At 59.2% G+C, this 14,960-nt stretch carries 8 protein-coding genes and 1 pseudogene; 2 read left to right on the top strand and 7 right to left on the bottom strand.

Features of this window, described 5'->3' with window-relative positions:
- The 7 genes and pseudogenes from EKD05_RS25755 to EKD05_RS13180 all read right to left on the bottom strand — a co-directional run.
- A pseudogene (locus EKD05_RS25755) lies at positions 1 to 691 on the bottom strand (hypothetical protein); the annotation flags it as partial.
- A 393-nt stretch (positions 692 to 1,084) separates the two neighbouring features.
- Entirely contained in the window at positions 1,085 to 2,584 is a 1,500-nt protein-coding gene (locus EKD05_RS13205; RefSeq protein ID WP_129673452.1) for a biotin/lipoyl-binding protein, read from the bottom strand.
- Positions 2,585 to 2,596: 12 nt separating this feature from the next.
- On the bottom strand, positions 2,597 to 3,274 hold the full coding sequence (locus EKD05_RS13200; RefSeq protein ID WP_129673450.1) for an ABC transporter ATP-binding protein: 678 nt from the start codon (positions 3,272 to 3,274) through the stop codon (positions 2,597 to 2,599).
- A 62-nt stretch (positions 3,275 to 3,336) separates the two neighbouring features.
- Positions 3,337 to 5,724 carry an ABC transporter permease gene (locus EKD05_RS13195; protein ID WP_129673448.1) on the bottom strand — a complete coding sequence of 796 codons (2,388 nt, stop codon included), beginning with the start codon at positions 5,722 to 5,724 and terminating at the stop codon, positions 3,337 to 3,339.
- 107 nt (positions 5,725 to 5,831) lie between these two features.
- On the bottom strand, positions 5,832 to 6,446 hold the full coding sequence (locus EKD05_RS13190; protein ID WP_129673446.1) for a TetR/AcrR family transcriptional regulator: 615 nt from the start codon (positions 6,444 to 6,446) through the stop codon (positions 5,832 to 5,834).
- 130 nt (positions 6,447 to 6,576) lie between these two features.
- Entirely contained in the window at positions 6,577 to 7,356 is a 780-nt protein-coding gene (locus EKD05_RS13185; RefSeq protein WP_129673444.1) for an alpha/beta hydrolase, read from the bottom strand.
- Between the two features lie 77 nt (positions 7,357 to 7,433).
- The gene (locus EKD05_RS13180; RefSeq protein WP_129673442.1) at positions 7,434 to 9,479 is read right to left on the bottom strand and encodes a serine carboxypeptidase; all 2,046 of its coding nucleotides are present in this window, start codon (positions 9,477 to 9,479) and stop codon (positions 7,434 to 7,436) included.
- A 193-nt stretch (positions 9,480 to 9,672) separates the two neighbouring features.
- Between EKD05_RS13180 and EKD05_RS13175 the strand changes: the two genes are divergently transcribed.
- Positions 9,673 to 11,610 (top strand): serine/threonine-protein kinase, encoded by a 1,938-nt coding sequence (locus tag EKD05_RS13175; protein ID WP_129673440.1) that lies wholly within the window; start codon positions 9,673 to 9,675, stop codon positions 11,608 to 11,610.
- A gap of 66 nt (positions 11,611 to 11,676) precedes the next feature.
- On the top strand, positions 11,677 to 14,916 hold the full coding sequence (locus EKD05_RS13170; RefSeq protein WP_129673438.1) for an ATP-binding protein: 3,240 nt from the start codon (positions 11,677 to 11,679) through the stop codon (positions 14,914 to 14,916).
- Positions 14,917 to 14,960 lie beyond the last annotated feature (44 nt).

Below are 14,960 nucleotides of genomic sequence, written 5' to 3'. Positions count from 1 at the left end.
TCGTCACCCCCAGGCTGCTGCGCGTGCCCACGCCCTGGTAGTAGATGCCGTAGCCACTATTCTCACGCAGCGTATTGTTCGAGAGCGACGGCGTCACGCCCGCGTTGTGGATCGCGTGGCCCCCCGTCCAGCCAATCGTGCTCTCTTCCACCAGCAGGGCGCTTGTCTGCACGTCCAGACTGCGCCCGTAGGTATTCCCGCCATAACTCACCCGCACATACCGCAGATGACTCCCCGCACTCTCCGGCATGAAGCGAATCCAGACCCAGTTCCCCGCCGCCGGACTCGTCGCATTGCCGTTGCCATTCGTATCCCCGCCATAGGCATCATCTCGCAGCGAGGTGAAGATGATCGGTTGGGCTTCGGTTCCCACCGCCAGCAGCGTCCCGTTTACGTCCAAACCGGTGCTGTCGGCGAACTTCAGCACCGTGCCCGGCTGCACCGTTACAGTCACGCCCTGGGCGATCGTGACGCTCTGCAAGACATAGACATTATTCGCTGTCCAGGTGGTATCCGTGCTGAGCGTGCCATTGACCAGCACGATGCTCTGCGGGGCGATGATGGGAAGCGATTGCGCACTTTGAGCCGCAGTCACAAAACGAAAGCCTGTTGCAACAACAGGCAGGACAAACGCACAGACGAGTACGAAGAGACCACCAATCAGCCATCGTAGCCAAGCGCTCCGCTTCATCGTCGCCTCCTTGGGCGTAACCAGTTGTACTTATACCAAAGGTTTCTGCCAGCACCGCCGTCCACGAATACTGATCACGAATAAACGAATAGGGGCGTTGCGGTGCGGTATTCGTGTATTCGTGCCCCCATTCGTGGACGGCGAACGACGCCAGAATACTTCATTCACAGACCACTACGTTGACTCGCTCGGCACCGCACGGTAAAAACGCAGAAGGGGGATGTCAGCCAGAGCATAGCACAAGCAAGAGAGCGCATTGGTGGAGAAAAAGTGACTATTGGGAGAGGTCTTTTTTTGTATGGTTATTCACAATTAACTTTTTCGCGTGCTGCAAGAAAAAACGGGGAGGCCAACCCAGGGTAGTTGGGTTGGCCTCCCCGTGAAGCACACTGCTTACGTAGCAGTCATCACCGCCGTCATGTTCCACCGCAGACGCGGTTCAAACCGGTCGGGTTCGATCACAACGGTGTAGACAATGTCACCCTGGCGGTTGCTGCCGATTGGCTTGATCTGGATGATGTGACCAGGCAGTTCTAGATCGGGCAGGGCATCAAAGGTGAGCGTCACGGCGTTACCTTCGCGTAGACGCACCACATCAAGCTCGCTGAGGTCGTCGGTTTCGATCTGCCAGGCCTGAAGATCGGCCAGGATCAGCGCAGGGATGCCAGGGCCAGCCACTTCGCCAATGGTCAGATTGAGTTGCGCAACACTGCCATCCATCGGGGCAACGAGCGTGGCGCGTTCGAGGTCAAGCTCTGCTTGATCCAAATCAACCTGGGCGGCATTGATTTCTACCTGGGCGGCAACAAGATCGACCTCGCGGGGCGCGGCACTCACCTGATCACGGTTGGCCTCGGCAAGGTCAATGCCTGCCGCAGCAACGGCAATCTGGCTGGTGCGCTGCTCGCCCTGGAGACGGGCAAGATTCGCTTCGGCCTGCGCAATGCGGGTGCGCGCCGCCGCGATGCGGTCATTAGTGGGGGCCGCCACCAACAGCGCCTGACGCGCTTCGGCTTCGCGGAGCCGGGCTTCCGCATTCGCCAGGCCGTCACGCTCGTTCTGCTGGGCCTGCTCAACAGCGACCTGGGCTTGCGCCAAGGCGTGCTCGGCATTCTCGACCGCCCGCAACGCCGCCGCCTCTTGATCAATGCGCGCTTGCGGCAGATCTTCGTCATCCAGGCGATCGGCAAGTTCAATATTTTCCCAGTAGATCCGGCTGTAACTATCCTGAGCATTGCGTAACGCATTCGCCGTCTGCTCCAGCGCCAGTTCGGCATTGGTTCTGGCTGCCGAGAGCGCGGTCTGTTGCTGATCAAGTGCCGTGCGCGCCTGATCAACCGCTGCCTGTGCCTGGTCAAGCTCGCTCGTTTGCGGGCCATCGAGCAACGCCGCCAGCGCCGCTCGTGCCTCGGCGAGTTGAGCCTGCGCTGCCGCCAGATCCTGGCGCGAGACCGAACTAACGACCTGTGAACGCTGCGCCGCCGCCTGCGCAATGCTCGCCTCGGCCGCAGCGATCGCCTCGGGGGCCGCGCCAGACGCGACCTGGTTGTAATGCGCCTGCGCCCGTTCGAGGTTGATCCGCGCACGCGCAATCCGTAACTCCAATTCGCGGGTATCGAGGCGAGCCAGCGCCTGCCCTTCCGTGACCAGATCGCCTTCGGCCACCAGGACGGTGGCAACCGTGCCACTGCGTTCAAACGCAAGGTGCGCCTCGGCCACCGGAACAACCCGTGCATCAGCGATCACGGCGAGTGGCGCGGTGGACTGATCAGCGACCGGAGTTGTCGTTGAAGTCGTGGAAGGAGCAGGGTTCAACCAACCCGTTTGCGCCACGACGATGCCACCACCAAGCAGAACCACGATCACGATCAACCCAATCACAAGCTTACGCATCTTCGTCTTCCTCTATAATCCATCAGGCGCAACAATCAAGCCATCAGTCACCGTGATTGACCGTCCGGCCCGCTGCGCCAGATCGGTATCGTGCGTCACCATCACAATTGTTTTGCCCATCTCGACGAGGTGCTCGAAGAGATGGAAGATCGCGTCCGCTGTCCGCGAGTCGAGGTTGCCCGTTGGCTCGTCGGCGACGAGCAAAGGGGGATCGTTGGCAAGCGAACGCGCAATCGCCACCCGTTGCTGCTGTCCGCCCGAGAGCGCACCTGGCAGCTTATCGGCGTGCTCACTGATCTCCATCTGCTCAAGCAACGTCATCGCCCGTTGCCGTCGCTCACGGGGCCGCCCGATGTTGCCAAAATCCATCGGCAGCATAATATTCTCGGCGACCGTCAGCGTCGGCAAGAGTTGAAAGAACTGAAAGATAATGCCGACCGTGCGCCCCCGCCAGATCGCCAGTTGCCCTTCACTCAAACGCCCCAGATCGGTGCCTGCAACACAAACGGTGCCACTGGTCGAACGGTCAATGCCAGTGATCATGTTGATCAACGTGCTCTTGCCACTCCCCGATTTGCCCACCACCGCCACAAACTCGCCCGGCTCAATAGTTATGTCAATTCCCTTGAGCGCCCGATAGGGGCCTGCCGCAGTGGGATATTCTTTGATCACCCTGGTTAGCTGGATCACTGCTTCTTATTACCTTCTTGTGAGTGCTGGAAAAAGCTAGCTTCGCTAGCTTTTTCCAGCACTCATTCATACGCCAGTACCTCGCGGACCGTTAGGCGCGTGGCATTGCGGGCGGGAAGATAGCTGGCAACGCTTGCGATCAACAGGACAATGAACAGCCACGCGACAACCGCAAGCGGGGCATACGTCCAGGTAAGCGGCAAATTGAGCAGACTCATGCCGAGTTGATAGCTCATGGCATAGCTCATCGGGAACGAGAGCAGCGTGCCAATGAGCCAGGCCAGCAGGCCGATGGTGATACCTTCGACAAAGACCATCTGCTGCACGGCACGATCAGCAGCACCGACGGCTCGCATAATGCCAAGCTCGCGGGTACGCTCGAGCACGTTGATGCTCATCGTGCCAGCCAGGCCCAGGCCACCTACCGTACCAATAATCGCTGCCATCAGCGACAGCACGCCGGTCAGTACATTGAACCGCTCGCTGAGAATGTCGCGATCTTCGGTACGCGAGCGAATCAGGCGTACCTCGTAGCCACGCTCGTTCAAACGCTGCTCGACCGCCGTGGTGGCTGCGGCGTGCGCGGCTGCGTCGTGGCCGGTCGTCGCGATCCGCAGGGCATCAACCCGCCCCGTCCCGCCATAGGCCCGCGTGTAGGACGCAAGATTGACATAGCCCAGCGCCGGGGTTGTGGGCGGCAAAAATTCTTCGACAAAGCCGGTAATCTGCCAGGTGGTATCACGATTATTGATCCGCAACGTGATGGTATCGCCGACCTGTACGGTCGGATCTTTGGTTCGATAGTTCGTACTGAGCACAATACTCCGCTCTTCGACCGGATCAAGCCAGTGCCCAGCCGCCATGCGCGGGGTAAGCAGACTCGTTTCGGCAGGCAACGCCCGCAGGCTCACCATCTCGGCGGTTGTGCCATCGGGCTGCACCGGAAACGCCTGCGCCCGCACCAGCGCTTCGAGATGCGTTACCTCGGGCAGCGATGCCACTTCCTGCATGATCCGTTCGCCACGGTAAGGACGCGCTAGCTGGACTTCCAGGTCATACTGCTGCGCCGCGATGCTGTCGTCGAGCGTCGTAAAGAGCGAGACGCGCAGCGTCATCACGCTCACAAAGACGGCCCCGCCGAGCGACAGCGCAATGAGGGTACGCACAAGCCGCCCGCGCCGCCGAAACGTATTGCGCAGCGCGAGGATCGTCGGGCGGGTGATGAAGGCGACCGCCCCCAACAACCGACTCAAGAGGCTCATCCGGGCTGGCGGCGGTGTCGTATCACCACTCAGCGCCTCGCGCACCGTCATCCGTGCGGTAGACCGAATCGGCACTGCCGCCGAAAGTATCGGTACCAGCACTGCCGCGACACCCTGCAAAGCCATAATTTCCAGGGGCCAGCGTATCCCTTCCAGCGTGACATTGAGTTGCGAAGCAACAAACAAAGCCACGCCATACCCGCCGAACATGCCAAGCGGGACAGCCAGCAGCAACGCAAGCAGACCAAAACCCGCCGCGAGCACAAAATAGAGCCCCATGATCTGGCTGGTACGTGCCCCAATGGCCTTCATAATCCCGATCTGGCGTGTTTGTTGGGTCAAAATTGCCGTGATCGTATTAATAATCAAAAAGCCGCTGATCAACAACGCCAGCAACCCCAAGGTCGTCAGAATCGCAACAATCGTACCGAGCACCAGTTCAACAGGATGTTGCAACGGCGTTGGCACATCAATCACCAGCACCTCACGGCCACTCCGCTCAATCAACTGTTCGACCTCGCTGGCAACGCGCTGAATATGCTCGGCATCATCGCGCCCCGTGCTCGTCGTCATCAGCACCTGATTATCATCGGCAGGGCCACCGAGCCAGATCAACGTGTCGGCAGTCACATAGCCAAACGCCTGACCCGCAATGGCGGCCGGAGGCAAACTCAAATCATGGGTAAGCCCCACCAGAGGCATTGATCGTGTCGGCCCATCAGCCAGTTGCAGAGCCAACACATCGCCGACCGACGCACGCGTCATATCCAACGAAGCCCGCTCGATCAAGACAGTGCGATCAGGCGGCGGCCACGGTCCCGTCTCGGGGCGCACAAGATTGATCGTCATCACCCCATCATCGGGCACCACAAACAATTGCAGATCGACCCATTCGTCAGGGCCAACCTGCGCCCGCGCCGCCACCGCACGCTGCCCCTGCGCATCGGCAACACCCGGCACCCGCCGAATGCTCTCGAGCAACACCTCATCAAAAGGCTGCGTGGTGATCAGCGCACTCGCCGGATTGACCGCAAGATAACTTGACTGCAACTCAGCGCGAATAATCGTCAGGCCCGTCAGAATTGCCCCGAAGGCCGCCACGCCAATCGCAATCGAAAGCACCACCAACAGCGTACGCGTGCGATGGGCAAAGAGATCCCGGATTACTTTTGACCAGCGTGGAGCCATACAAACCTCTATTTCAAAGAAGACCTCACAGGTCTGCTCGTCGGCATTGGGACGCCATCATCAAGACCTGTGAGGTCTCTTCTCGTCGTATCTGAAAGGTGTTGCCCCTAGACCGCCATCGTCCGCAAAAAAGCCTCGACCGTCTGCTCCACCATCGTCTCGGCACTGATTGTTGCCGCATCGGGTTGGGGAAAGAGCTCGCGCATGATCACAAAAGCCAGCAAAGGGCCAATAAACAACCGCACCGCAATGCCAGGATCAATCTGGCGCATCCGCCCAGACGCAATCTCTTGAGCGAGGTAGAGCCAGAGAAAGCGGACGCCCCGTTGTGGCCCAATCTTATTCACGAGCTCGGCAATAGCAGGGCGGCGAAAAGCCTCGCTCACCACAAGTTTGTAGGCCGCAAAGAGTTGACGATTCTCCGTCGCTTTCAACACCGTCGCGGCAAAGAGCGTCAAAACCTCACGCGCTGGGCGTTGCATCAGATCATCGGGATGATCGAGCAAGCTGATCATCGGCACAAAATGCTGAACCACATGGCGAAACAGATCGGCTTTATCGGCAAAATAGTGATAAATTAAACCTGGCGAGTTGATCCCCGCTGCGGTAGCAATATCTTTATTCGTTGCCTTCTCAAAACCCTTTGCGGCAAAGACTTCGAGCGCACCATCAAGGATTTGCCTGCGCCGCTGCTCAAATTCATCCTGATCACGCGGGGGCATAACGCTTCTCCTCAATCTTGATTGACCAGTCAATCAAGATTGTAGCACAAGTTGATTGACCAGTCAATCAACTCTTCCCGCACAAAAAAACCAGCTACGCTAGTTTTTTTGTGCGGGAAGAAGCAAGTGTTCAGAGCGTTAGCATCTGCGCAAACCGCTCGATCGCCGCCGCCGCCTGCGGCCAGTCTGGGTCGAGCATCAGGTCGTGTGCAGCCTCAGGCACCACAATCAGTTCGGCCCCATACGTCGCTGCGGTGACTTGTTGCGCTTCAAGGCCAAAGACCATATCGCGCCCGGCGGCAATGACGACGACAGGCGTGGCGTTGCGCGCCGGTCGCGGGCGCAACACCATGCTCTGCATCGTCACCAGGGGCGGCTCGGCAACCATCTGCGCAACATAGCCATGCAACGCTTCGGGGGCAATGTCGCGGCGGAAGAGCAGCTTGCGCATCGTCTCGGGTTCGCGGCGCAGCATCGCCCGCGGATCGATCGCTGCTTCGGGGGGCGTTGTACGGGTAAGGAAATAGCGCACGCTGTCAACCGGCGAACTGCCGAGCAACACAACGCCCGCCAGGGGCGGCACTGGCCCAAAGCGTCCCGTCATATACAGTTGCGCCAGATACCCACCCGAACTATGCCCAACGAGGATCGGCGGTTTCGGCAGCGCCCGCACCACACTGATCAGATCGCGCCCATAATCAGACGCCGTCGTGAGCCAGTGGCGCCGCGGGCGATCACTCGCCCCATGCCCCCGTGTGCTAAAAGCATGCACGACAAAACCCCGCGCCGCCAGGTCACGCATCGCCTCGTGCCAGCACCACGCCCCATGCCACGCCCCGTGCAACAGCAGCAGCGGCGCAGCATAGCGCTGAACTTCAGGTTGAATACAGATGTGTTCTAGCGTGTTCATAGATGGCAGCCCACAAACACAGTCTGGTCACGTCCCCAAAAACCAGCTTTGCTGGTTTTTGGGGACGTGACCAAACCTTATGCCGAGCCAATCTCCTGTGGTAACCCCCGCTCGCGGCGCAGTTCCTCGGCGAGCCGTCGTTTCTCGGCGATCATTTCGTCGGTGACATAGACCCCAAAGGAACGCAGGCCAGCCAGTTTTAAGCCATGCTTCTGCCAGAGCCGGTACATCTCTTTGACCCGGTCGATCTCAATCGTCCGCCCAAGGGTGTAGTCCTCGAATTTGCCATCCATCGCCAGCAATGCCGTCTCGGAAAGACATGCGTATGCCGTGCCGGGAGGCATATCGATATCAAAGCCAAAGTCTGGCTCGCCTGGCAGGACAATTTCGCCACTCTCGACGATCAGCACGTCGGGGCGGCGGGCAGCGTCGGCTTCTTTGACATCAGGCGGGCGTGCAACATCGCAGATCACGGCCCCTGGTTTGAGCTTGTCAACATTGATCACCTTGCCCGTCAGCGCACTGGTCGTCGTAATGATCAGGTCAGCGTCGCCAACATACGCATCAGGGTGCGTTGCCGCAATCACCCGTGCCCCTGGCGTCTCTTGCTCGATCTGCTGCTTGAGCAACAGCAAGCGCTCGGGGCGCGGCGCAATCAAGACAACATCGCGCACCGCCTGGGCCAGCAACCGTGCACAGACTGCGCCAATCGAGCCGGTCGCACCAATGACAACGGCACGCACCTTGTCGGGCCGACCGCCCTTCATCAAATAAACCGCCTGCTTGGCCGCTTCGAGCGTCGCGGCAACGGTCAACGAATTGCCCGAGGTAATGCCAATATCGGCTTTCTGCGCCACCGTAATGCCCGCATCGCCAACCACCGAGGTAAAGGCCCCGAGGCCCATGAGTTGTGCGCCCATCCGCTCGGACATCCGGGCAGCACGGATAAGCCGCCGATAGGTAAAACTCGGGGGACGGCGCATCATCTCGCGGGGCGTCGTGCCCAGGCTCAAGAGAATACCTTCCGCCTCCTGGCCGGTCGCAATCGAGCGAATGCCCCTGATGCGCGAAAGGTAGAGCGGTGGCATATGGGCGGCGATCCGCTCCACAAGGCGCTCGGGCAAAAAACGTGTCCAGCTAAACCGGGGGTCATTGGCAATCAGGTTGGTGCGCAACGGGTGGATCACGAACGCAAATTTCGGCAGCGGGCGCGGATTCAAATCTTGCACCGTCGGCGTCCACCCGGCGGCAGCAATGAAATCGAGCGCATCGGCCTCGCCTGGTTGCCCATCGGTCTCTTGCAGAGCCACCATGATCGCCTCGATCGCATCGGCGGCGAGGAAAGGTCGCTCGGTACTGATGGGCGGGGTCATTGTCACCAGCGTCATCACCCCCCGCTCGCGCAACTCCTCGATCTCCGCCGGCGAAGGATCATCGGTAATAATCGTCTTGCCCGTCAGATCGACGGGCGCAAAGCGGCGAATAAACGCAAAATCACCGGCAATCACCTGGGCCCATGCAAAAAGCCCTGTTGCCCGACGGTCGTGCCCCTCCTGGCCAAGCGCGACCGGGTGCAAGATGCGGTACGGCAAAAGCGCCGTCACCGGAAGCGTAGTGGCCGCGTAGAGTTCAAGCTGTTCGAGCGAGCGTGGCACGGGGAGAAAGGGGAGCCCACTATGGATCAACGGATCGGCAAAACGCAACTCAGGCTCATACTGACTGATCGCCGCCGCAAGCTGATAGCGTTCAATGCCACTGGTCATCAACACGCGCCGATAGCGCAACAGCGACGGAATCTTGCGCACTGCCTGCGCAATTGCCCAACGCTCGAGCGTCGCCTTGACGACACCACCATCAACAACCGGCGTGCGACGCGCCTCAGCCGCAATCTGGATCGCCTCGTGATGTGGATAACGCGCCCGGCCAACCCGAAAAACCGGCGTCAAACCACCAAGCCCGATCGCGTCAACCCGCCCATCGAAGGCTCGGATCAACTCGGCAGCACGCGCCGTATTGCCGTCTACCCCAAGTCGCTCAAGTTCAATCGTCTGGCCAAGAATGGACGTTGTTACACGATAATCACGGGCTGAGGAACCCAGACTGATGCTTACAATGCGCTTCATCGCACAATGCCTCCGACATTATTTAGAGGGTCACCCTGTTGCTATGCACGAAGTATACCATATTGCCATGGAACCCCAAGCACTTCGTCCGCATATGCATCAGCCCTGCCATTGCACCCACCAGGTAATTCATTGGTAGCAGTTTCGCGGTATACTAAGGGCACGGTAAAAGAAGAGTAGGGAAAGCACCGCAATGCTTGAGCCGGGGGCCATTCTCCAGGATCGTTATAAAGTTGTTGAGCAGATCGGCAAAGGCGGGATGGGTGCCGTCTATCACGCCCGTGATCTTCGTCTGCGTACCGATGTAGCGCTCAAAGAGACTTTTTTTCAGGATGCCGTCTACCGACGGGCGTTTGAACATGAAGCGCAGGTGCTTGCCCGCCTCCGCCATCAGGCCCTCCCACGGGTCATTGACCATTTCAACGAGGGCCAGGGCCAGTTTCTGGTGATGGAGTTTATTCACGGCGAAGATCTGGGTAATCAGATCAATCGCCTCGGACGCCGTTTTGCGTCGCCGCAAGCGATGCCCATGATCCTGCGGTGGACCGATCAATTGCTTGATGCGCTGAATTATCTCCATACCCGCCCCGTCCCGGTCTTTCACCGTGATATTAAACCCAAAAACCTGAAACTCACCCAGAGTTACGATATTATTCTGCTTGACTTTGGTCTTGCCCGCGGCGGGGTGACGGTGGCAATCGATCTTGAAGAAGTAGCCGATGCATCGGCCAATGCCCGCAAGATCTATGGCTTCACGCCACCCTATGCACCAATCGAGCAGATGCGCGATGGCGAGGCTGACCCACGCAGCGATCTCTATTCGCTCGCGGCTACTATGTATCAATTGTTGACCGGAACCCTTCCCGTTGATGCGATGACGCGTATGACGCGCATGATCAGTGGGCAAGCCGATCCACTCAAGCCAATCCGCACGCTTGCCCCCCATGTGGCAGAACCGGTTGCCCGGGTGCTCGAACACGCCCTGGCCGTGATGATCGATGAACGCCCGGCCTCGGCCCGCGAGATGCGCACCGCATTGGCCCGTGCGCGCAACCAGGGCGGCTCACGAGAACGTCCGCACGCACGCCAGGAGAATGTTGAACCGGCCCCCCCCGAGCAAGAACTCCCGGTTGAGGCCGCGCCCGAACCAATCGCCGGCCTGGTGCCAGGCGAAGTAACGGCAGGCAATCCGCTTGCTTCGCAGACTGGGACAAACGGGAGTCAGGCGATCACCGGATCAAGTCTCGATCCTCAAGCAACCCTCTTGCATATGCTGACCACCGGTAGCGCCATCCGTTCAGTGGCCTTCAATCCGGCGGGTGATCTGCTTGCGGCTGGTTATGACGATCATACCGCCGGGCTCTGGCAGGTCAATAGCTATAGCCCTCTCGCTACCCTCAAAGGCCATGTCAGCAGTGTGCGGAGTGTCGCCTTTGCGCCCTATGGCAATCTGCTGGCGACCGGCAGCGATGATGAGACGGTGCGCCTCTGGCAGGCCAATGATGGTGCCTTCATCCGTGAGTTGCGCTTGCCCGGGTGCCCGGTCGAGAGCATTGCGTTTAGCCCCGATGGGACAAAACTGGTCATTGGTGGCTGGGGTGGTTCGCTCGCCCTCTGTGAGGTAGATCACGAGTATGTGCGGATCATCAAGACCCTTGTCTGCCCGTTTGTCCATAGTGTCGCGTTTAGCCCCGATGGCACCCTGATTGCGGCCGGAGGCTACGATGGGGCGGTCTATCTCTGGCAGGTGAGCGATACGTCGCCGTTGCCTTCGTTGAGCGGCTTTCCTACCTTTATTCTTCGTGTTGCTTTTAGTCCCGATAGCGCCTACCTCGCCGCCAGTAGCAATACGAGTGTCCAGGTCTGGCGTATGAGCGACCAGAAGCCAATCGAGTTTTTTCAAGAACATCGTGGGCCTGTGCACGCCATCGCGTTTAGTCCTAATAGCCAGTTGCTGGTCACAGGAAGCGAAGATAAAAAGGTCTTTTTCTGGCGCCTCAGCGATGGCATTCGCATCCCTGTTGCGCTAGAACATCGTGCGGGCATCGCCTCGCTCGCCTATAGCCCCGATGGCAAGCTCCTGGCCACAGGATGCCACGACGGGCGTCTGTATCTCTGGACAGTAGGGTAGGTGTTTGAGTGTCACCATGGTGCAACTGCACGGTAAGGTGGAATGCCGGTGTGATAAGGCACAACTATGAGCCACAGAACCCACCTGACCCTGCAACGCAAACTGTTCCTCGCCTTTGTCCTGGTGATGCTCATTCCGATTGTTGTGCTCTCGGGCTATGTGCTGGCGCGCGTGCGCACGATGATTGTGCAACAGGTTAGTACCGATCAGTTGCGCCTCGTTGAAAACCAGACGACGCTGCTCAACGGTCAACTGATCAGCAGTGGACGAAGCCTGATTATTGCGCTCAAGGCGGCTGAACTACAACAGTATCTCGCGCAACGCGACGATCCTGAACCTGTGATCAAGCGTTTTACGAACTTCTTGCAACAGGCACAGGGCCAGTATCTTGGTCTCTGCTTGGTCGATAGCGCGGGCAACGAAGAGTTCTGTGTGCGAGGTGCGGAGGGTACGTATCTGCCCGTTCCTCAGGCCGCCCTTCGCAATCGGGCCAATGAACGTAGTTTTCAACGCACTTGGAACGAAATCAGATCAGACAGTGAGTGGCTCATGAGCATTACCCGGACGCCGCTTGGCGCCGGGCCGCCCCCTCGCCTCGATTTTGCTACTCCGTATTTCGATGCGTCGAATGCGCCAATTGCCGTGCTCATCCTCGAAGTTCCGCTGGAAACCTTGTTGGCAAGCCTGCAGGCCGATGCATCAGACCTCACGATTTCGGTCATCGAACAGGATGGCACCTATCTCTTCGACCAGAACCAGATCACAGCCGCACCCGAGCAGAGCCGACGCCTTGAACAGGTGTATCCTCATAGTGCCGCCACGATCCTCCAGGCAGGCTCAGGCAACCTTGTCAACCCCGTTGATGCCCCGGGGAAACTACTCTCCTTTGCCCGCTTCTCACCATCAAGCCGGAGTCTGTTGCAATGGACGCTGATCTACGAACAACCCCTCAACCAACTGCTCGGCGGGGTCACCGAAACGTATCTGGTCATCGGGTTGATCACCGGCCTCAGCATCCTTGTGGCCCTGATCGCCGCCTATCTGCTCTCCATAACCATTGTCCGCCCCATCCAACACCTGGCAGCCGCCGCCGAACAGATTGGGGCCGGCAATCTTGCCATTCCTATTCCGCAGACTGGCCCCGCCGAGATCCGTGCGCTTGGCCAGACCCTCGATCAAACGGTGAGCCGCCTGCAGACAGCCCTGACGACAGCGGAACAACGTCGCCACGAGGCCGAAGCCCTGGCCTCGGCGATGCAGATGTTGAGTGCGAGCCTCAACCGCGAAGAGGTGCTGGGGCTGATTTTTAGCGAACTGCGCAAGGTTGTGCCCTATGATAGTGCGTCGGTGCAAGCGATTCAGGGCGACACCTCGGTGATCATCGGCTGTTATGGCCTCGCCTATGCCGAGACACTGATCGGCATAGGATTCAGCCTGCAAGCGGGCACGACCCCCAACGCCGAAGTTGCCCGTAGCCGCACACCGTTGATCCTCAACGATGCCATCCAGAGCTACCCACGCTTCAACGACGATCCGCCGGTCAATAATCTTGTCCGCGCCTGGATGGGTGTCCCGATGCTGATGGGTGAGCGGGTGCTCGGCATCATCACGCTCGACAAGTACGAACCCGGCTTCTATACCGTGGAACATGCCCGCCTCGTGGCCGTCTTTGCGACCCAGGCCGCGATTGCGATGGAACATGCCCGCCTCTACGAAGAAGTCTCGCGTGAACTGGCCGATCGCCGCCGCGCCGAGGCCGCGTATGCCCGGCTCGCCGCGATTATCGAATCAACCAACGACCTTGTTGGCATGGCTTATCCCAATGGCGAGATCCTCTTCCTCAATGCCGCTGGGCGTCAAGTGCTCGGCCTTTTACCCGATGAAGACCTTGCCACCCTTCGCGTGGCCGATCTCTATCCGCCTTCACGTTTGACCTGGCTGCGTACCGAGGCGATCCCTGCGGTGATGCGCGAGGGGATCTGGTCAGGCGAGTCGAGCATCTATGCCCGCGATGGTACCGAAATTCCCGTGGAGCAGGTGATCCTCGCGCATCGCACCCCCGATGGTCAGACCGAGTTTATTTCAACGATTGCCCACGATATGCGTGAGCGTATTCGCGCCGAAGAACAACTGCGCGAAAGCCAAAAGATGGAGGCCCTGGGCCGCCTGGCCGGCGGGGTGGCCCACGATTTCAACAATCTGTTGACGGTCATTATGGGTGAGGCCGATCTGATCCTGAGTGACCCACCTGACGATGAGGATCTCTGCACCTCGATCACCCAAATCCGTCAGTCAGGCGAACGGGCCGCCGCGCTTACCCGCCAGTTGCTTGCCTTCAGCCGTCGCCAGGTGCTCCAGACGGAAACAATTAGTCTCAACGAAGTCCTGACTGATATCGAACAACTCTTGAGGCGTTTGATCGGCGAACGGATTCAACTTCAGATCAGCTTGGATCCTGACCTTCCCGTGGTACGGGCCGACCCTGGGCAGATGACGCAGGTCGTGATGAACCTGGTGATCAATGCACGCGATGCCATGCCCGACGGAGGCATCATTGCGCTGACAACCGCGCAACGCTCGATTACCCCCACAATGGAGGCCGAGTATGCCCCTGTAGAGGCAGGCACCTATGCGGTGTTGACCGTACGTGATACCGGCCAGGGCATGGACGAGCAGATTCGCGATCATATTTTTGAGCCTTTTTTCACCACTAAACCACGCGGCAAAGGGACTGGTCTGGGGCTGGCAACGGTGCATGGCATTATCCGGCAGAGTGAGGGCAAAATTTTGTTTGCGAGCCAACCCGGTCAGGGAACACAATTTACGATCTACCTTCCCGTCGTTGCTACAGCAGAAAGACCGCACAAGACGTCACCCGGTCCTACGCCGAAGGCAAAGCAAACCGAACCCCGTACGATTCTGCTGGTTGAGGATGATGCGAATGTACGTGAATTGACGCGCCAGTTGTTATACCGGATGGGCATGGCGGTGGTCGAAGCGAGTGATGCCGAGGCGGCGCTGGTCATCATGCGGAGCCATCCTACCCCGATTGATCTGCTGCTCACCGATGTTGTGATGCCTGGCGAGCTGAACGGGTTTCAACTCGGCGTTGCCGTCCAACAACTCTGCCCCACCATCCGCACCATCTATATGTCTGGCTATAGTGACACGGCTCTGCGCCAGCAAGCGCTGGCCGACCAGGCGATTTGCTACTTGCAGAAGCCCTTCACCGCCGATGAACTCGCCCAGGCTCTGCACACGATGGTGGCGGAAAGGCTTGCACCGGCCTCGGCTACTCAGGTATAATGCCTAAGGCGAGGAAATAGGAAATAGGAAATAGCCGAGCGCGT

This window comes from Candidatus Chloroploca sp. Khr17, from assembly GCF_004138165.1.
In the GTDB taxonomy this organism is placed as follows: Bacteria; Chloroflexota; Chloroflexia; order Chloroflexales; family Chloroflexaceae; genus Chloroploca.
The sequence above is the reverse complement of the archived record's forward strand: the minus strand, read 5'-3'. Positions and strand labels throughout refer to the sequence as shown.

Excerpts from the sequence above, each read along its gene's own strand:
- EKD05_RS13180 (WP_129673442.1), bottom strand. The coding sequence starts at position 9,479 with ATGAAGCGCATTGTAAGCATCAGTCTGGGTTCCTCAGCCCGTGATTAT.
- EKD05_RS13185 (WP_129673444.1), bottom strand. The coding sequence starts at position 7,356 with ATGAACACGCTAGAACACATCTGTATTCAACCTGAAGTTCAGCGCTAT.
- EKD05_RS13195 (WP_129673448.1), bottom strand. The coding sequence starts at position 5,724 with ATGGCTCCACGCTGGTCAAAAGTAATCCGGGATCTCTTTGCCCATCGC.
- EKD05_RS13175 (WP_129673440.1), top strand. The coding sequence starts at position 9,673 with ATGCTTGAGCCGGGGGCCATTCTCCAGGATCGTTATAAAGTTGTTGAG.
- EKD05_RS13190 (WP_129673446.1), bottom strand. The coding sequence starts at position 6,446 with ATGCCCCCGCGTGATCAGGATGAATTTGAGCAGCGGCGCAGGCAAATC.
- EKD05_RS13205 (WP_129673452.1), bottom strand. The coding sequence starts at position 2,584 with ATGCGTAAGCTTGTGATTGGGTTGATCGTGATCGTGGTTCTGCTTGGT.
- EKD05_RS13170 (WP_129673438.1), top strand. The coding sequence starts at position 11,677 with ATGAGCCACAGAACCCACCTGACCCTGCAACGCAAACTGTTCCTCGCC.